This window comes from Shewanella sp. KX20019 (genome assembly GCF_016757755.1).
Taxonomy (GTDB): domain Bacteria; phylum Pseudomonadota; class Gammaproteobacteria; order Enterobacterales; family Shewanellaceae; genus Shewanella.
Window position 1 is genome coordinate 719783 of the sequence record NZ_CP068437.1, and the last position, 19402, is coordinate 739184.

At 45.4% G+C, this 19402-nt stretch carries 15 protein-coding genes; 5 read left to right on the plus strand and 10 right to left on the minus strand.

Going from position 1 to position 19402, the window contains the following annotated elements; genetic code table 11:
* Nucleotides 1-289: 289 nt before the first annotated feature.
* Nucleotides 290-1126, plus strand: coding sequence for a class D beta-lactamase (gene blaOXA, locus JK628_RS03195; protein WP_202287837.1), 837 nt, complete (start codon nucleotides 290-292; stop codon nucleotides 1124-1126).
* Nucleotides 1127-1142: 16 nt separating this feature from the next.
* Here the strand turns inward: blaOXA and JK628_RS03200 are convergent, their stop codons facing one another.
* Complete coding sequence (locus tag JK628_RS03200) at nucleotides 1143-2054, minus strand: LysR family transcriptional regulator (RefSeq protein ID WP_202287838.1); 912 nt, start codon at nucleotides 2052-2054, stop codon at nucleotides 1143-1145.
* Between the two features lie 122 nt (nucleotides 2055-2176).
* On the opposite strand from JK628_RS03200, the gene JK628_RS03205 reads away from it, so the two are divergent.
* Both JK628_RS03205 and JK628_RS03210 read left to right on the plus strand, forming a co-directional pair.
* Nucleotides 2177-6730 (plus strand): ATP-binding protein, encoded by a 4554-nt coding sequence (locus JK628_RS03205; protein WP_202287839.1) that lies wholly within the window; start codon nucleotides 2177-2179, stop codon nucleotides 6728-6730.
* Nucleotides 6731-6968: 238 nt separating this feature from the next.
* The gene (locus JK628_RS03210) at nucleotides 6969-7955 is read left to right on the plus strand and encodes a sensor domain-containing diguanylate cyclase (protein WP_237524127.1); all 987 of its coding nucleotides are present in this window, start codon (nucleotides 6969-6971) and stop codon (nucleotides 7953-7955) included.
* A gap of 8 nt (nucleotides 7956-7963) precedes the next feature.
* On the opposite strand, the gene JK628_RS03215 is transcribed toward JK628_RS03210, so the two are convergent.
* Nucleotides 7964-8884 (minus strand): LysR family transcriptional regulator, encoded by a 921-nt coding sequence (locus JK628_RS03215; RefSeq protein WP_202287840.1) that lies wholly within the window; start codon nucleotides 8882-8884, stop codon nucleotides 7964-7966.
* A 115-nt stretch (nucleotides 8885-8999) separates the two neighbouring features.
* Here JK628_RS03215 and JK628_RS03220 point away from each other — a divergent pair, with 115 nt between their 5' ends.
* Nucleotides 9000-9140, plus strand: coding sequence for a hypothetical protein (locus tag JK628_RS03220; RefSeq protein ID WP_202287841.1), 141 nt, complete (start codon nucleotides 9000-9002; stop codon nucleotides 9138-9140).
* Nucleotides 9141-9401: 261 nt separating this feature from the next.
* On the opposite strand, the gene JK628_RS03225 is transcribed toward JK628_RS03220, so the two are convergent.
* A complete protein-coding gene (locus JK628_RS03225) occupies nucleotides 9402-10016 on the minus strand; it encodes a LysE family translocator (protein WP_202287842.1) in 615 nt (204 codons plus the stop codon).
* Between the two features lie 100 nt (nucleotides 10017-10116).
* Here JK628_RS03225 and JK628_RS03230 point away from each other — a divergent pair, with 100 nt between their 5' ends.
* Nucleotides 10117-11007: a LysR family transcriptional regulator gene (locus JK628_RS03230; protein ID WP_202287843.1), complete on the plus strand. Its 891-nt coding sequence runs from the start codon at nucleotides 10117-10119 to the stop codon at nucleotides 11005-11007.
* Between the two features lie 20 nt (nucleotides 11008-11027).
* On the opposite strand, the gene JK628_RS03235 is transcribed toward JK628_RS03230, so the two are convergent.
* The 7 genes from JK628_RS03235 to JK628_RS03265 all read right to left on the minus strand — a co-directional run bounded on the left by JK628_RS03235 (nucleotide 11028) and on the right by JK628_RS03265 (nucleotide 19368).
* Nucleotides 11028-11288, minus strand: coding sequence for a DUF5062 family protein (locus JK628_RS03235; RefSeq protein ID WP_202287844.1), 261 nt, complete (start codon nucleotides 11286-11288; stop codon nucleotides 11028-11030).
* 213 nt (nucleotides 11289-11501) lie between these two features.
* Complete coding sequence (locus tag JK628_RS03240; RefSeq protein WP_202287845.1) at nucleotides 11502-11927, minus strand: nitrate reductase cytochrome c-type subunit; 426 nt, start codon at nucleotides 11925-11927, stop codon at nucleotides 11502-11504.
* 25 nt (nucleotides 11928-11952) lie between these two features.
* The gene (gene napA / locus JK628_RS03245; RefSeq protein ID WP_202287846.1) at nucleotides 11953-14436 is read right to left on the minus strand and encodes a nitrate reductase catalytic subunit NapA; all 2484 of its coding nucleotides are present in this window, start codon (nucleotides 14434-14436) and stop codon (nucleotides 11953-11955) included.
* Entirely contained in the window at nucleotides 14426-14701 is a 276-nt protein-coding gene (locus tag JK628_RS03250) for a chaperone NapD (protein WP_202287847.1), read from the minus strand. Before JK628_RS03250 ends, napA begins: the two co-directional genes overlap by 11 nt.
* 356 nt (nucleotides 14702-15057) lie before the next feature.
* On the minus strand, nucleotides 15058-16188 hold the full coding sequence (locus tag JK628_RS03255) for a lipocalin-like domain-containing protein (protein ID WP_202287848.1): 1131 nt from the start codon (nucleotides 16186-16188) through the stop codon (nucleotides 15058-15060).
* The gene (locus JK628_RS03260; RefSeq protein WP_202287849.1) at nucleotides 16185-18707 is read right to left on the minus strand and encodes an ABC transporter permease; all 2523 of its coding nucleotides are present in this window, start codon (nucleotides 18705-18707) and stop codon (nucleotides 16185-16187) included. The genes JK628_RS03255 and JK628_RS03260 overlap by 4 nt, the downstream gene beginning before the upstream one ends.
* The gene (locus JK628_RS03265) at nucleotides 18700-19368 is read right to left on the minus strand and encodes an ABC transporter ATP-binding protein (RefSeq protein ID WP_202287850.1); all 669 of its coding nucleotides are present in this window, start codon (nucleotides 19366-19368) and stop codon (nucleotides 18700-18702) included. Before JK628_RS03265 ends, JK628_RS03260 begins: the two co-directional genes overlap by 8 nt.
* Nucleotides 19369-19402: the final 34 nt, after the last annotated feature.

Consider the following 19402-nt stretch of genomic DNA (forward strand, 5'->3'; position numbering starts at 1 on the left):
CTACGTCCTTGGTTATTATTCTCAGCTTTGTTGCTGGCAGTGAGCATTAAAAACTGAACTCTCAGGCTTTTAGGTCATCTCTTCAGTATGCCTTAGCCGTGAATGCAATGAAAGCGACTGGCAACCCAAGCTCATGCCGAATCAAGTATTGCCATTTTTTTGCCACAATTGATCTCGATATCGCCATAAAGTCCAAACGTTAAACCGCTAAGATAATAAACGTGATGGCGCTGCAATGATGATGCTCAAAAGTGCCAAGTATTAACCGAATAAAGGGATGGGCTTATAGATGGCTAGGGTATTTCTACTGGGATTGTTGCTTGTGCTAGCTGCAATGGCGTTAATTGTTAACGCTAATGATCAGAGTTCTGATGAAGTATTGTTAGCTTCGGTGATGGGCGAGCCGCAGCAAACAAGTGATTGGGACTCGATCTTTAGTGCAGAGGATGTTAATGGGGTATTGGTGTTATTTAACGCTGAAAAACAACAGTTATTAACCAATGATTTGTTAAGGGGACAAACTGGGTTCATTCCGGCCTCTACTTTCAAAATCGCCAATGGTTTGATTGCGCTGGAATTGACGGTAGTGAATGATGCAGAAGACCAATATCTATGGGATAAGCAGCAACACTCTTTTAAAGCATGGAACCAAGATCATACTTTCGCTAGTGCATTTAAATTCTCAGTGGTGCCAATATTTCAACGGATTGCAGCTGATATAGGTAAGCAGCGCATGGCCAATATGTTGGTGAGCTTAGGTTATGGTAATGCAACGATGGGCGGAGAGCTAGATAGCTTTTGGCTAGAGGGTGGCCTGCGAATCAGTGCTATGGAGCAGATTCAATTCTTGCAGCGACTACATGCTGAAACATTGCCGTTAAGCCTACGCTCACAGCAGATAATGCAGCAGGTCATGTTAACTGAGTCAGCTGAAGATTATGCTATTTATGCCAAGACAGGCTTTGGTAATAAGGGTGAAGCGTATATTGGCTGGTGGGTAGGTTGGGTTGAGAAAGATGGCAGCACTGTCTTCTTTGCGCTAAATCTAGATCTTGCCAACATACAACAAGCTCATCTTAGGCAGAAGATAGTGAAACAGATCCTGCAAGTTGAGCAGGTTATTTAATGCATTTCAGCTCAAGCTAGCCCATCAACGATTGCAGTGACTCTTGGTTAGTAAAGCGTTTATGGAAAAAGTCTAAGAAGACGCTGATATTGGTTGCTAGCTGACGACGGCTTGAGTAAACCCCATACACTTTAAAGGCTTCCATTGGCCACTCTTGTAAAATGGGCACCAGTGAGCCACTGGCGAGCTCATTTTTACACACCGAGTTGGATAGCATGGCGATACCAAAATCATCCATAACAAACTGTTTGACCATCACCGCACTGTTCACCCTGACCTTACGCTTAAAGTTGACCATGGTTTTTCGAGCGCCTTTGCCTAGGGGCCAAATTGGAGCCGAGCGTGATGTGCCTAGCAATATACCGCTGTGGGTGGCCAACTCTTGCGGGTTGGCGGGGGTACCGTGAGTCTTCAAGTAGCTAGGACTAGCCACTAATATGGGTTGCCGTTCAAAGAGCAATCTTGCCACTAAGTCGCTTGATTGCAGTGGGCCGTATTTAATCGCGATATCGTAGCCTTCACCCACTAATCCAACATCGTTATCAGTAAACTGTACGTCGAGTTCAACGTTAGGGTAGAGGCGCATAAAACCGCTGCAAAGGTTAGCGATTAGTTCTTGGCTGAAAGAAACGGGTATAGCAACGCGCAACGATCCCGACACATCATTGTGAGTGTTTTCGATGGTTGCTTTGGCAGCTTCTATTTCATCGCTTATACTGGTGCAATGCTGAAAAAACAGCGCGCCAACCTGAGTTAAGCTCAGGTTGCGGGTATCTCGCTGCAAAAGCCGAACCCCTAGCTGCTCTTCGAGCTGGGCAACCTTACGACTTATGGTTGATTTTGGCATGCCTATTTCGCGGGCGGCTTGTGAGAACCCATTAGCTCTAACTACCGCTGCAAACAGCATCATACCGTTTAAATCTGGCATGTTATCTTCACTGTCTCAAAAATGGAACAAAGCGTCTAGTGCAGTTTAATAGCAATTGACCTGATAACAAAGTTATATTTACGGGCTAAAAATTTCAGAGGCTAAACGCAGAGGATCTTTCGATGACCAGCAAAAATCAGCCCGCTAACATGACTCAAGCCCAAACAGCCGACCCGCTTTTTTTAAAAGCTGAGCATTTGGCTAAAGACTTTTCTCTGTTTCCTGAGCACAGTAAACAGACACTATCTGAGGAGATCAAAGGTCTTCTTGGTGATGACGAGATCCAGGTAAATTTAAAAGACCTAGCCGGATTAGACGTCGATGGTTATGTCACTAAGGTGATCCAACCGACTCAAGACAAAAACCGCCCAGGCGCTAAGCGCATGATTGCGGACCTTAAAGGTAAGCTTGTCACTGAAACCCATATCGGCCCTTTTTATAGTGCAGAGATTGAACTGAATTTTGGATCTCGTACTCGCCGTATTGGTTTTATTGCACAAGAGCGCACCACCGCTAACGGCGCATGGATGCCTGAGCATCACCTTGCGTGCTGTAAAGCGATACGTCACTTTGCCGAATTGTCTATGCCTATTATCTACCTTATCGACACCCCAGGTGCCGATGCTGGTGAAGTTGCAAATAGCCAAAACCAAGCTCACTCCATCTCTAAAGCGATTGCAGAGAGTGCTAATGTTGATGTACCTACAGTTGGTATTGTGATTGGTGCTGGTTACTCTGGTGGTGCTATTCCACTGGCGGCAGCAAATATTCTATTATCACTGCGTGACGGTATCTTTAACACTATTCAGCCACAAGGGCTGCAAAGTATTGCTCGTAAGTACAACTTGTCTTGGCAGGAGTGTGCTAAATCAGTCGGTGTATCTCCTGAAGAGCTTTACACATCAGGTTGTATAGATGGCATTGTCGATTTCTCGCCATCAGACAGAGATGAGCGTCAGCATAATTTACGCCGCGCGATTATCAGCAGTGTTGAAGCTGTTGAAAAAGCCGCGGTGCAGTTTGTACGTGAATCAGATGATTTGCGCGCACATTATGACCGCAGCTTAACCCGTTTCTTAGCTCCGTCTAAAAACTTGGCCGCACTTGAAGTGAATGCTGAGCTAGCAGTTGCCAACAACCCGACCATGCACTTGAACTTGTTTGGTAGTGCTTACCGTTACCTGCGATACCTGACACTGCGTAGTCGTATCCATTCTATCTCGCAAGAGCAGTATGGTCGCCTCTCTAAAGTAAGCGTGCCAGAAGGTGACTTGTTAGCGCGTATTCAGCAAGAGCAGGACAAGGTATTCCAGTCTTGGTTATCAAGCCCTGACAAACTGGTTTATGACGAAGAGCTGAATAAGCTTTGGGGTAACTTCATCGCTAAGCGTGATGACGTTTCTACTGAACGTAACATGTTAACCCGTTTGATTTTGGGTGAACCCAAAGAGAACTATAAGAAAGCGCGTAAGGCGCTTATCTTTAACATCAGTTGGTCACTGTTCCACCGCTGGAAAGGCAATGCTGAAAACAACTTTAAGGGGCTGATTAGCTACCTTGAGACATTGCCATCAGAAGTGACCCAAGCAGATTGGCCTGAGCTCAATCAACTGACCGTTCTCGATGTTATTGTTCATGATGAGCTGCGCGAAGATTTCATCTGGCAATGTCATAACATCTTGGTCTTCAACGCACTATATGACAACGTTGTTGGTAACCTAGCGTCAATCGCGAAAGAAGCGATGATGTCTAAGAGCTTGTCGCGTAGTTCAGTGGATAACTTACTACACGATTCAATCGATAGAGCACTGTCTACCCAAGATGTGACTAACGATAAGAGTAAGTTCTACAAGTGGCTAAAGTACTTTATGTCACAGTCAAACCGCGCAGAACTGCTGACTCGCACCGAGCAGTGGAAGAGTGTTGGTTTCCCACAACTAAACGACAGTCTGTTTGTTATTTTGACTTACTTCTTCGAGCGTCTACTGCCTGAATATTTCGACAGTGAAGAGGAAAGCAGTGAATACACTGGCGCTATTAACCCTGTTCGCATCGGTCGTCGTAAGGATTTCTGGAACCGTTTGACCATGGGTTACCAAGATCTTCTTATCCAAAAAGTCCTTCGCGATGAAAAGCGCGCTGGGAAAATGGGGTGGGATGCGATTGTAGCTAAGTTCTTCACTCAGTTTGAAGAGATTAACGGTGATAAAATTTCGGCTAACCTACTTAACTTCCCAGGTTTCCGTCTTTCTATTGAAGATGCATTAGATAAAGGGATCCGTCCTTGTGGTTTGATCACCGGTCTGGCTGATTTCGAAAGTGACGGCAAGCCGATGCGTGTTGGTGTTGCAGTATCAAATACAGCATTCCAAGCGGGTGCATTCGATATGGCGGCAGCTGAAAAGTTCAGCGCGCTACTGATTGAATGTGCAAAACGTAAACTGCCGGTGATCTGCTTTATCAGCTCAGGCGGCATGCAAACCAAAGAGGGTGCTGCTGCACTATTCTCAATGGCTGTGGTTAACGATCGTATTACTCGTTTTATTCGTGATAACGAATTGCCGGTATTGATGTTCGGTTATGGCGACTGTACTGGTGGCGCACAGGCGAGTTTTGTAACTCATCCATTGGTGCAGACTTACTACCTATCAGGGACTAATATGCCATTTGCGGGTCAAATGGTTGTGCCTGCTTACTTACCATCGACAGCAACATTGTCTAACTACCTGTCGAAAGTACCTGGGGCAATGAACGGGTTAGTTGAAAATCCATTCACTACGACGTTGGATGATCAGTTAAGCAGTATCGATCCGCTGATGCCTAAGCCGACCGGTAAGATTGAAACCATCATTGGTAATGCATTGTCGACACTTGTGCCGGAAATGTCTGTTGAAGATGAAGAGATTGTGCAAAACGATCCGCGCGCATTAATGAAGCCAATCAATAAAGTGCTGGTTCATGCTCGTGGTTGTACCGCAGTTAAACTTATCCGTAAGGCACATGACAACAATATCGACGTGGTACTGGTAGCCTCTGATCCAGATATGACATCAGTGCCAGCAGATATGCTAAAAGCCAAGGATAAACTGGTTTGTATTGGTGGTAACACCTCTGATGAAAGTTATTTAAATGCATACTCAGTACTAAAAGTAGCAGAGTACGAAAACGTTGATGCACTGCACCCAGGTATTGGTTTCCTATCAGAAAGCCCACAGTTTGCTGCACTTTGTGTTAACAACGGCGTTAACTTTGTAGGCCCAAGCGTGCACAGCATGACGACCATGGGTAACAAGTCTAATGCGATTAAGACCTCACAAGAGCAAGGCGTCCCTGTAGTGCCTGGTAGCCACGGTATTTTGACCAATGCAGAGCAAGCAGTAAACGTAGCCACTGAAATTGGTTACCCTGTACTGCTTAAAGCGGTACAAGGTGGTGGCGGTAAAGGTATTCAGGTTGTAGAACGTCCTGAAGACATGATTGAGCTGTTCCAAAAGACCTCAACCGAAGCCGCTGCGGCATTTGGTAATGGTGATCTTTATCTAGAGAAGTACGTTACCTCACTGCGTCACATTGAAGTTCAGTTGTTACGTGATCAGTTCGGAAATACTAAGGTACTTGGTCTACGTGATTGCTCTGTACAGCGTAACAACCAGAAAGTGGTTGAAGAGTCTGGTTCAACCATGTTGCCAGAAGAGCTTAAAGAGAGAGTGTTGGAATATACGCGCTTATTAGGTGATGCTACCGATTATATGGGAGCGGGTACCGTAGAGTTCATCTATAACTTAGACGCCAACGAAGTCTACTTTATGGAGATGAACACCCGTCTGCAAGTTGAGCATCCAGTAACCGAAGCGACATCTGGTATCGATATTGTCAGTGCTGGTTTTGATATTGCAGCCGGTCGTTCTATCGCAGAACTCGAGCCACAAAGTATCGGTTATGCAATGGAAGTACGTGTCACTGCTGAAAAAGCGGCGCTTGATAGCCATGGCATATTGCAGTTGCTACCTAATCCTGGTCTGATTACTGAATACAAGATGCCAGAGCGTGATGACATTGAAATCATCTCTATCGCCGGTGAAGGTAAAGAGGTATCACCTTACTACGATAGCTTGATTGCACAGATCATCTGCCGTGGTGAAAGCCGTGAAGATGTTATTAACAAGCTGCATGATTACCTTGCAAACGAAGTTGTGATTAAAGGTATCGCGTCTAACATTCCATTGTTAACTCGCATCCTTAAAGATGGCACCTTCAATGAAGGCGTTTACGATACTAACTACTTGCCGCGCTTTATGGCTGAGCTAGATATTCCTGAGCTGATTGCTGAGATGGAAGCTGCTGCAGAAACAGTTGGTGTTGATACTGAATCGCTACGTGTTGGCGAGAGTAATGAGCTTAAGGTAATGGCGCAGGGCGCAGGTATATTCTATACCTCACCAGCACCTGGTGAAGCAGACTTCGTTAAAGAAGGTGATATTGTTACCGTGGATCAGACGTTAGCGCTTACAGAGGCAATGAAGATGTTCTCGCAAGTAACCCTTGCAGGCTTTAACCGTAAGAATGCCGTGCTGTATCCTGAAGATCAGCAGTACCGTATCGAGCGTATTCTTAATAGTAATGCGCAGCAGATTTCACAGGGTGAATTACTGTTTGTAGTATCGCCAGTTGCATAAATATTAAATGTAAAACAACCTGCTTACTCTAGTACGTTGTTTTAGCATTAAATAGCCGTATGAATACCCACGCTAGCGTGGGTATTTTTTTGCGCTAATATTGTCATTTGTCAGTCAATAGTATTGCTAAACTTGTGTTTAACCAGCGATAGCAGTAGTTTTGGCTTAGGGTATTGGTATAACTTAGAGGATTCAATTGATGGGGAGCTTACTTACAGTCCCGTCAATATAGTCGTTAATGAATGAGACCAAGGTTGAACTGGACAGGCTGCAGGAAATGCTTGCTACTCTAGAACAAAAAAATAAGCAGCTTAGAGATGAAAAGGCTGAGTTGCTGCGGGAAAAATCTGTGTTGGAGGAAAAGCTCAACGCGGCGTTAGATGGCACTGGGTTGTGTTTATGGGAACAACATATCCCGTCAGGTAATCTCACCATGTTTAATATGGAGTGGGGGTCATTGTTGGGTTATACCATCGATGAATTAGCTGCTCACATCGACAGCTGGAAAGGCAACCTGCACCCAGATGATCGTGACTGGGTTATCAACAACTTTGAAGATCATCTCAACGGCAAAACAGAATCTTACCAAGTGACCCATAGAATGCTACATAAAGATGGCAGTGTGAGCTGGGTGTCCGACCGTGGTCGAATCATTGAGTTCGATGAGGATGGTCAACCGCTGAGGATTATGGGCACGCATATCGATATAACCAAAGAGAAGCGCTATGAGCTGGATTTGTCCGAACTTGCTCATAAAGACCCTCTAACAGGTTTATTAAACCGCAAGGCGCTAATAGAGGCCTATGAAATGTCAAAAACACAAGACCATGCTGGTGGCGCGTTACTGTTTATCGATCTCGATGATTTCAAAGTGATCAACGACCACTATGGGCATAAGTTTGGTGATAGTCTGCTGATGCTTATAGCAGACCTATTACGGCAGCAACTGAGCGAGCCGCTGGTGATCGCGCGTTTAGGCGGAGACGAGTTTGTGGTGTTAGTTAATTCAAGCGACAGAGCATTATTGTCAGAATTGGCTCAACGAGTGCTGGCCTGTTTTATGGCGCCACTCGATCTCGAAAATCGCCAAATTTCGGTAGGCTTAAGTATCGGTATCTGTCTGCATCAAGGTGAGCTTAGTTTCGCAGAGGTCTGTGATCGCGCTGATAAAGCGATGTACCAAGTTAAGCGACAAGGAAAGAACAGCTTCTCTTTTGCACTCTAACCAGCCTCTCAATTCTGTGATTGATCATTGTTAGCATTATCAATATTGGGAGTCAGTTCTCGGCTTAGGGCAATAAAACTCTCTGCTGCGGCCGTTAGTGGCAAGTTCTTACGCCAAATAAGGGCTAAGTCCCATGTAAGAAAAGGGTTTAAAGGCCGGTAAACAAAAGCATCTGAGCTGACTTTATTACAAATAGGTTCCGGTAAAATGGCGATGCCCATTTCTGCTGCAACCATGGCGGCGATAAAATCCCATTGACCACTTTGTGCGGCAATATTGAGTTCGACATTGGCTTTGCGGCTTAAGCGCAGCAATAGTTTTGACAGTGAAAAATCATCGTTATACAGAATAAACGGATAGGGCTCTATGTTGGCCCAAGTTAATGCTTCAATTTCAGCTAACGGATGGTCGTTGGGGATGCAAGCTAGCAGAGGGTAGCCCTGTAAATTGTGGCTTTCAAACTCTTCAGTATGAGACGTCGGTAATGCGGTAAACGTTAGATCCAAACTATCATTTAATAACGCCTGCTCGGCACCAAAACCGCCTAGCTCAAGAATGCTGACTTCGATTCCAGGATAACGTTTTCTATAGTTTGAGAGAAGGTTGATTATCATCTCTCCCATCATCGGACAGACCCCTAAACGCAGCTGACCCGTTTCCAAGCCATTTAAACGGTTCATATCCTCATGTAACCTATGCCATTGACCCACAATTTGTTGTGCACTACAGGCTAATAATCTTCCGGCTTCAGTTGCGATGACCTTTTGATTATTGCGGATTAACAAAGGTTGGCCAAGATTCTCTTCAAGGCGCTGGATCATCTTAGTTAACGTGGGCTGAGTTAAGTGTAACTTCTCTGCTGCACGGGTGTAGTTGCCCATTTCTACAAGAGTCACAAAACAGTGTAAGTTTTTTATTTGAATGTTCATGCTTTTTTGGAATGTACTTAATGGCTATTATTCATTTTACTAATAGTTGGAAGCGGATTACTTTGACTTCAACCGCATATCCAGCCATTTAATCCCATTTTCTGAGGTCGTTATTATGAAGTCATACCAAGGTTTATTTGCCCAAGCACTCTATTTAGCCGCAATGCCATTAAACAAGGAAGAAGCGAGCAAGATTCAAGCTAATACTTGTGAGCAGCAACGCTCGTTAGAGGAAGCTGTCACTGAGAAGGTATAAAAGGAGTAGTTCAATTTTTTTCTTAGCAAGCAAGCCGTCCGTCAGCTTCACCGTTTAACTCAGGTTCGCTTATCTCATACTAAGCGTGAGTTTATAAATATCTCTTATCACTCCTTGAATCATTGAAGTTGACCATCGGTGATGGGAGATTTTTCACTTTTTAGGTTTAGCCTATTCATATCATTGCAGTAGGTAAACGGTGATATGAATAGCGCAACGAGATTTTGCTGATGCTGCTAGATGCTCAGCATCAGCTATGGGTCAATGACCAGGTTTTAAGCCAAGCAAAACCCCAAAGCCTATTAGTGCAATAGCACACAAGTTGTTAATTCTAGTATGGTAGCGAGTTAGAGCGCTGCTTAATCGTTCTGACGTAAATAGCAGTGCCACACTAGTGAACCACATTAGGTGCAGTAGCATGATATATAAACCATAAACTGGTGCGATTGTGCTGCCATTATTTAAACTCATCACTTGGCTAAAGATACTTAAGAAAAACAGCATTGTTTTAGGGTTTAAAACATTGCAAAGAAAACCCTGGGCCAGATATTGCTGACGGCTAGTGGTTAATGAAACCCCTTTTTCAGGGGTTATGCTTGTCGAAACCGAGATTAAGCCTTTTATCCCAAGATAGATGAGGTAAAGGGCTCCAGCATATCTAATGAGTTCAAAAAGCCATTGGCTATGTGAAATTAAGTATCCAATCCCCATTAATGAATAGCCGATATGTACTGTGATGGCTAAGCTGATTCCAAGTGCTGTATAGATGCCAGAGCGTCTACCATTATTGATACTGTTTTTAAGCACTAGAGCAAAGTCTGCTCCAGGGCTGATAACGATAACGACGCCTAATATGAGTAAACTGATTATTTCCACTTTTGATTCTCAATGTTCTTTGTTGTTCCCAAATTGTAGAGCGTCGATAGGCAAGTTATAATCGAATTAATTTCCGGTAACTGGTGAGTTTTATTCACATATGAGGCACTTGAAAGCATTTCATACATTTCATGTCACAGCATCTTCTTCCAGTTTCAGTGATGCTGCGACTAAGCTACATATTACTCATGGAGCAGTAAGTAAGCAGATCAAAATTCTCGAGAACTACCTTGGGATGTCACTTTTCTATAAGGAGGGACGTAGGGCGCATTTAACCCAAGAGGGCAAGTTGTTACAGCAATATACAGAGGAAGCTTTTCGTACATTGGAAACAGGTGTTAAGAGAGCAAAGCAGCTTAATAATAATTATCTGGAAGTCAGCTGTGAACCAACGTTAACGATGCGCTGGCTTATGCCTCGTCTATCTGAATTTAATGAGTTATCTGGACTCGATATTAGGTTATCAACTGCGGGGGGTCCTGTGACTTTAGGGGCAACAGGGCTCTCTATGGCTATTCGTCGTGATGATTTCGTGCTCAGTGATGATTATATTAAGCGGCCGTTAGTTGAAGAGTGGGTCGGCCCTGTGATGTCGAAAGAGTACTGGGATTCAGTATCGAATGAGCCATCAAAGCTTAAGCTACTTCATAGCCAAACTCGGCCTCAGGCTTGGGCGGCATGGTTAAAGGGGGCTGGCCAACCATTTGAGAAAGCCCGTCAAGAGCAAACATTCGCTCACTTCTATTTCTGCTTTCAAGCTGCTGTCGATGGTTTAGGTGCGGCTCTTGGCTCCTACCCTTTAGTTGTTGATGATTTAAGAAGAGGTAGTCTTATCGCACCATACGGATTTATCCGTTCGGGTCATAGCTATATCGCGATCAGCGACCCGAGTATGGTCAATGGAAATCAAACCGCATTTTCTAAATGGGTCGCTGACCAGCTAGCGGTTTGTATTCCCGAACAACATGAAATGAGGCCTGACTCGTTTTAGCAGCGTTAATTTTTGCTGTGTTAGTTGAGTAGCTCGTGGTTTTCAGGCAGTTGACGGCTGATCCACAGCACCAGTTTGTGCTTCATATTCGGGCCATCTTCTTTGTCTTTTGGCAAGGCTTGAATTAGCTTGTCTGTAACCAATAATCGGTAAATGCATTCCACTTTGTCTTTAGGAGAAATACCCTGACCAAAATCGTCAAAGCCTCTTTTCTTGGCGTAACCTACACCGATTTCCATCGCTAGCTTAAGTAGCTGTGCATCGTGCTTTCCAGACTTCATATATCGATTCTCATTGGAAATGTTAATACTGAATTTACGCTATTGAGGTGAGAATTCAATGGCAAAATGGTGAAAGTCATTGGTTTATGCCATAACCGTTACAGTTATGGCCAATTCTGTTGTGCTAAGACATTTAACGGTTAATAAAAGCGCATAAAAAAATGCCGCTCAGGTGACTGAGCGGCATTTTTAATTATGCATTATGACAACGGTTTACTGAGTTGAAAAGTAGTTGTCAACCAGCTCCGTCTTGTTCTCAGCTTGTGGCGTATGACACTGAGTACAGTTGTAGTACTGTTTATTTAACTTAGCATCGGCAAGTAGGTGCGACGGGTCGATCTGTGTCGCTTTCATCCGTTTAGCTTTTGCTGGGCTATGGCAGCTCATACAACCGTTTTTCTTCAGCGTAATCGGGTATCCCGCTTTATGTGGGATCATCGGTGGCTGATGTACAAAAGTACGCTCAATCGACTTACCACGTTTTGGGTAAATCGGTGCTGCATCAGCTGCACGAATGTCGGTGATCTCAGATTGACCCAGTGACATCACATTCACAGGCTCTGCTGATGTGGTTGCTTGTTGGCCAGAGCAAGCGCTAAGCGCCATCACTAGCGCAGCTGCAGTAAATAATTTTTTCATCTTTTTATCTCCGCTTATTGGCTAGTTATGCTTTTGTCACTTTAACTGGACACTTCTTGAAATCTGTCTCTTTTGACAGAGGATCAGTCGCGTCTAGCAACAACTTGTTGACCAGCTGACGTGCATCGAAGAATGGCATGAATGCCACGCCTCTTGGCGGCTTGTTACGGCCTTTAGTTTCAACTCGGGTTTTCACTTCACCACGAGGTGAGGCAACAATCACTTCGTCACCACGTTTTACGCCACGTGCTTTAGCGTCTTCTGGATGCATGAAGATCTGTGCATCTGGATAAGCGCGGTAAAGTTCAGGTACACGAGCAGTCATTGAACCTGTATGCCAATGCTCTAGCACACGACCGGTCGACAACCAGATATCAAACTCTTCGTTTGGCTCTTCAGCTGCAGGTTCAAACGGCAGAGCAAAAATAACCGCTTTACCATCTGGTTTACCGTAGAAGTTAAAGCCTTCGCCGGCTTTAACATATGGATCGCTACCTTCAACGAAACGACGTAGCGTTTCTTTACCATCAACAACAGGCCAGCGTGCGCCGCGGTTTTCATGGTAAGTATCGAACGGCGCTAGATCGTGGGCGTGACCGCGACCAAACTGGGCATACTCTTCGAATAGGCCTTTTTGAACGTAGAAACCAAATGCATCAGACTCATCATTAAGATCTGCTTTACACTCTTCCGCTGGGAATTTGTCAACGACGCCATTGGCAAATAGCACTTGATAAAGCGTCTTATCTGCGTATTCAGGTTTCTTAGCGATAAGCTCAGCAGGCCATACTTCTGATACTTTGAAGCGCTTAGAGAACTCCATTAGCTGCCATAAGTCAGACTTAGCGCCTTCTGGTGGCTTAACTTGTTGATGCCACATGTGCGTACGACGCTCAGCGTTACCGTAAGCACCCTCTTTCTCAACCCACATCGCGGTTGGAAGAATCAAATCGGCAGCCATCGCAGTGACGGTTGGATATGGATCTGACACGACAATGAAGTTTTCTGGGTTACGGAAACCTGGGTAGATCTCTTCATTGATGTTAGCGCCGGCCTGCATGTTGTTGGTACACATGGTCCAGTAACAGTTCAGCTTGCCATCTTTAAGCATGCGACTTTGTAATACGGCATGGAAGCCAGGCTTTGGTGGAATCGTGCCTTCAGGCAGTTGCCATAGCTCTTCGGTGATCTTACGATGCTTAGGATTCTTAACCACCATGTCTGCAGGCAGACGGTGTGAGAATGTACCGACTTCACGTGCCGTGCCACATGCTGATGGTTGACCCGTTAGTGAGAACGGGCTGTTACCCGGCGTTGCGATTTTACCGGTGAGCAGGTGGATGTTATAGAGCATGTTGTTAGCCCATACACCACGAACGTGCTGGTTAATACCCATGGTCCATAAGCTCATTACTTTCACTTTTGGATCGGCATAAGCTTTAGCCATAAGTTCGAGTTTTTCTGGCTCAACACCACTCATCTCTGCAGCGTATTCCAGCGTATAAGTGCTAACGAACTTAGCGTACTCATCGAAGCTGATAGGCGCAGACTTACCGTTACCTGGGTTCTTTGCTTTTTGCTCTAGCGGATGCTCTGGACGCAAACCGTAACCAATATCAGTGGTACCGAGTGCAAACTTAGTGTGCTTGGTGACAAAGTCTTTATTTACAGCATCATTTTGGATGATGTAGTTAGCGATGTAGTTAAGGATCGCCAAATCAGACTGAGGACGGAAAACCATGGCGTTGTCGGCTAGGTCGAAGCTGCGGTTTTCATATGTTGATAATACATGTACACGGCTGGTCGGGCTGCTTAAGCGGCGATCAGATAGGCGAGCCCATAAAATTGGGTGCATCTCTGCCATGTTCGCGCCCCAAAGGATGAACTCATCTGCGGCTTCAAGATCATCGTAACAACCCATTGGCTCATCGATACCGAAGGTACGCATAAAGCCACCGACAGCAGAAGCCATACAGTGACGGGCGTTAGGGTCGATATTGTTGGTCAGGAAACCTGCTTTGTGAAGTTTAGACGCGGCATAACCTTCCCAAACTGTCCATTGGCCTGAACCAAACATACCTACAGCCGTTGGGCCTTTAGTTTTAAGTGTGTTTTTCCACTTATCAGCCATGGTGTCGAATGCGGTATCCCAGCTGACTGGAGTGAATTCACCCTCTTTGTCATATTTGCCATCTGTCATGCGCAATAGCGGAGTCGTTAGACGATCCTTACCGTACATAATCTTCGATAAGAAATAGCCTTTAATACAGTTTAGCCCCTTGTTGACAGGGCTTTCTGGATCGCCTTTAGTTGCAACAACTTTGCCATTATCTGTACCGACAAGAACACTACAACCTACGCCACAAAAACGACAAGGTGCTTTGTCCCACTTAATGCTATCTTTTTGCTCTGCAGCTTCGACTATCTTCACTGGCAGAGTCGCACCAACGGCTGTTGCTGCGGCAACGGCTGCGTTGGCTTTTAGAAACTCGCGACGGCTAATGCTCATGGTGTTCCTCACTCTTTTGTTCTACTGGATCGACTTGATGATAAATTAAGCTGCTATTAATAACCCCTTCAAAGGCATTAATAGCTTCAACGTTATCGAGGATGGAGCGTTGGGTTTCACCCTCTAGGGTGACCACAAACTTTCCTTCATCGGTAACCGCATGGATTTCGGCGCCGTCAAGCGCAGATAAACGCTGCTTGATATCGGCAACAGATTTGGACGCGGCGTGCACGACTAAGCTGGTGATATGAAATTCTTTGCTCATCTTTCTACCTTTCTTCGTTTTGGCAAATAACATCTGCACAGAAAGAGATGGATACTTACTAAGATTTACATTGAGTCTAGACCTCATATAAATTGTGGGTATACCTCACAAGGGGTAATGAGGTTTTTTATCGACCAAGATCAACTTTTTGTAGGTGATCTAGATCCCAATTGAGTGAATAAAGACTAGGAGCTTGATTGGTTTTTGTCCAAATGGAATGTTAGCTTGCGCTACATTAAATATTGAATATATTCATAAGCTTGATTAATGATAACCATTCTTATTTAAGAGGGTGATGTGCAGGTCATTATTGGCTGTAGCGGCGTTGTTATGCAGTTGAAATCGATACTTTATGCTCAATAGCCAGTGAGTTCCATATAGCCCATTCCGTTATGTGTGCCGCTAATATGGATAGGGCCTTCCCAATAAGGGATAGACAGCGGCATACTAGAGTCACTATTGAGTGGGCTGGTGTTTATGTCGATCTCCTCTGATGGAATTTCGATATGCCATTGCACGGGGTAGTTGCCAGATGGCGTTTGCTGCCAAGCTGTTGCTGTCATGCTGATCTGTTTATTACTGATATTATGACCGCGGCCATCTTGGTACATGCGTCTACCACTGTAAAAGTGAGCTTGCTCGCCTGTTTCGTCCCTAAGTTGAAATAGCATCAAGGTGCTGCTGTTATCCAGCCTAATCGCAAACCAATCCCAGCCCTGCTGCGTTTTTGACAGGAACTGCGAGCTCCACTCTCGGTCTAACCAAGCCTGTCCGCTGACCTTGTCCGTTTTTCCATCTCTGACGAGACTGCCTGTCACCGTAATAAATGGCTGGCTATAGTAATAGGAAGCCACGGTGCCAGCGGCATTTTTCTCGCTATAGCCGTTATCACCCTGTAGCTGAAACGGGGCTGTTGTATCAAGCTGCAACAGGTAGCTAAAATCACTGCTGGCAACCGCTAATGTGGCTGGAAATAGTTGTTTGCTTTGGCTGACCCATTGCCAGTCATCTTGGCGGATGGTTAACGGTTCTGCTTGTGTGCCTGCAATACGCTTATGTCCTCGAGACCACTTTTCATCAGCTTGATGAACTGTCTGGCTGGTGATGGCGGTATGCGCCATATAAAGCTGCTTAGTTTGCCAAGGGGAGCTATCGACAGTGATATTTCCCTGTTGTTGCTCCATTGGTTGTATATCGCCTGGTGGCGCCAGTGCTATCCGAAATTGCGTCCACTGCAATCCAAGCTGCTCATTTGATTCTGTTTCAAGATTGGCGGTGAGATACCACCACTCCTGCCTAAAATCGTTATGTGCCATATGGTCGTCAGGAAACTGCAAACCGACATTAGGCGTGACGGGGCTGTAGCCTTGGGTGTTGCCATCAAGCAGTTGTCCCATGCCGGTTGACGATTCAGGGGCTGGTGAACAGGCACTAATAAATACTGTCATGAAGCTTGTAAATAGCGCCCAAGCTAAGACCTTTTTCATAATGCTTCCCGTTGCAGGCTGGAGATGAGTGGCTTGCGAGTTTGCCAATAAAGCGGTAGCAACACCGCCAGTGCACTTGCGCCTAACGCAATAAATAGGACTCGAAAATAAGCTTGCCAGTCCCATACCATGGCGATACTCCAGCCAAAAGCCTGCAGCGTGACTTTATTGATGAGCAGGTAGCCAAGCAGGGCTCCAGAGGGTAATGCCAGTATGCAGGTAAACAATATGATTAATAACATTTGCAGTGACACTAACCCGCGTAGCTGATTACGACTGACGCCGAGTGCATAGAGCCTGGCTAGCGGGGCTTGCCGTGCCTGAGTGAGCATCAAACACGCACTGAACAACCCTATAGCGGCGACCATCAGTGTTAGGCTATTTAGCACTAAGGTTATCGAGAACGTACGTTTAAAAATCTCCAGCGCCCGTTGTTTTATCTTAGCTTGGTTATACATCTGCGCCGCTGACAGCGGTACTTGCTGCTGCAATATCTGTTCGAGCTCCGCTATCTCACCGCTGTAACTGGCGGCGATGCTAGTGGGGCGGGTCTGTAACCCTAATTGCTGCCACGTATGTTGGCTAACAATCACCTGTCCCAACGGGTTGCCATAATCGTAAAAGATAGCGCCGATAGGTAAAGGTGGCTGTGAAGCATTTTCAAATTCGGGCAGCGAAACAAGATCGCCGACGTTCAGTCGATACTTAATCGCCATTGGCTCACTTATCATCAAGGTGTCACCCTCAAAGAATAGCGGCCACAAGTTATCAATTTCGGCCTTCATTTGATTACTGTTTCTTAGTGAGTGCGCATCTCGAGTCATTAGACTTACTGGCACATTTTGGTAATGGCTTTTATGCAGCCATTGTCCATAAATGGTACTAACTTTAGGCTGTTGGGCTAACAGTGCTTGAGTGGCTCCTATTTTGTCGTTGGGTGGCCGTATATAAATATCGGCATATAAGCGCGCATCTAACCAATTCCTGAGGGTGATCTCGAAACTACCGACTAGGGTGTTCATCGATATATTGGCGGTCAGTGCCAGTAACATAGCCATCATGGCTAATGATAATGGTGCAATAAGCTCCTTACTTTCAGCGACAGCATATTGCCATAAACTATTACGGCTAAGGCGGGTAGCAGCAGACAAGCAAAGCTGCAGTGATAATGGCAGTAACAGTGGAATAGCAACGGTGACTAAACCTAGTAGGATTAAGCTGTGTTGGTAGTCACGGCTAAAGGGAAAAAGTGCTGCAGCGAGTGCAAGTAAAGCGATAGCTATCAAAAATAGTACTCGCTGAGTTTTTGCTGCATGGCGTTGCTGCTCAAAACGACTGCTACTGCGCGCGAGTGGCTGCTTAGCCAGTGCGTTAAACAGCGGTAAACAAGCACATATGGCGGCTGCAAAAGTAAGCCCAATGGCTTGATAGAGCCAGCTCCATTGCCATAATCCGGGTAGCAATCTGGCACCATAAAGCTGCTCCAGCGTCAACGCTATCATAGGTTGCAACCAGTGACTTAGTTGTAATCCTAAGATAAAACCGAGCACAGACCCTATGATGACTAAGGTTAATAGCTCAACAAAAAGCGCGATGAGCAAGGCACGTTGAGGTACACCTTGTTGTTGCAGTTGCACTAGTAACCTTTGTCGTTTTAACAGGCTATATCGTACGCCGTTATAAGCGATAAAAAGACCTACTACAAAGGCAAGTAAACTCATTGCCGTTAGGTTCAGATGAAAGCTGCGGGTCAAACTGGTGAGTCCTTCTCCCTCATCTTGCTGCGCTAACTCAAACTGCTTAACAGTTTGTTGGCTAAATGTTTGCGTGACTTTTGCCGTCAATTGAGTGGCATTACCAAAGAGCGCGATGTAACTCAATTCACCTGGTTGGTTCAGTAAATTCTGACCCAATGAGATATCCATTAAGATGGCTTTGCCTAGGCCGAATTCATCATCTACTGAGATGACAGATAGCATCTGGCCAGCGAGTTCGAACGCGCCCTTGGGGGCGACTTGTTCGGCAAAGCTTTGACTCATGAGGATATAGGGCTGACCAGAGAGTAGTTTGGCTAGCGGAATGCCACTAGAGAGCATTGATATTTTGGCAGGTAGTGCAGTTCCATTTGTTTTGCTGTGGTGCTGTTGCACCGATAACGCCGCGATAAGGTCGCTGGCTTGAATATCCCAGCGTTGGCCTGCGCTATTGGTGACAGTGCCAGTAAGCACGGCTAATGATTGAGTGATACCCGCTTGCCGAAGGTTTATATAGACAGATTCATCTATGGCTTTTTCGCCAGTGACAGGCGCTAAAATAAGTTGCGCTCGCTGGCTTAAGAGTTCGGTGGCTTGTGAATAACTGCGCACGGCATTTTCGTTAGTGGCACGCACCCCAATGAGCAGCATTACCGCTAAAATAAAACCCAGTAAAATAGCCCCTGCTTGTAGAGGAGCCTTAAAGTAATGCCGTGCGAAAACAGCAAGGCTTAACCTAACTGTTAACCACAATGGGCTACTCATTGATGCTACCTTGCTCCAAGTGCCAGCGTCTTTGCATGAATGCTGCACACTCAGCGCTATGCGTCACCATGAGGATACTGGTATCAGACTCGCGAGCGAGTTCAGTCAGCAACTGCATCACCTCTCTACCGGCCTTTTCATCTAGATTGCCTGTGGGTTCATCGGCTAACAATAATTTGGGTTGATGAGCTAAGGCTCGAGCGATAGCGACTCGCTGTTGCTGGCCACCTGAAAGCGTTTCTACATGACGATGTTTTACCTCATCTAAGCCCAACTGTTTGATTAAATGATCGCACCAAGGCGACCATTGCTGACGATTAAGACGTAGCGAAAATGCGATATTGTCTGTTACATTGAGCGGAGTGAGTAGGTTGAATTGTTGGAAAACCACGCCTAAATTACTACGCCTAAATTGGCTCCATTGCTTATCTTGCCAAGGAGTTGTGTCATTTTCGAAGAGAGAGAGCATTCCGCTATCGATGAATTCAAAACCACCGATAATGTTAAGCAGGGTACTTTTGCCACAGCCGCTGGGGCCGGTTAGTGCGACAGTGTCTGCACTTTCAAGCTGTAGGTTAATATCATCCAGTACTTGATGATATTTATCGCCGTCATTAAATCCTTTCGATACCGCTGTTAATGTCACGATACTGTTGCCCATTACAACTCCTTGATAGACCCCACACTTGATTAAA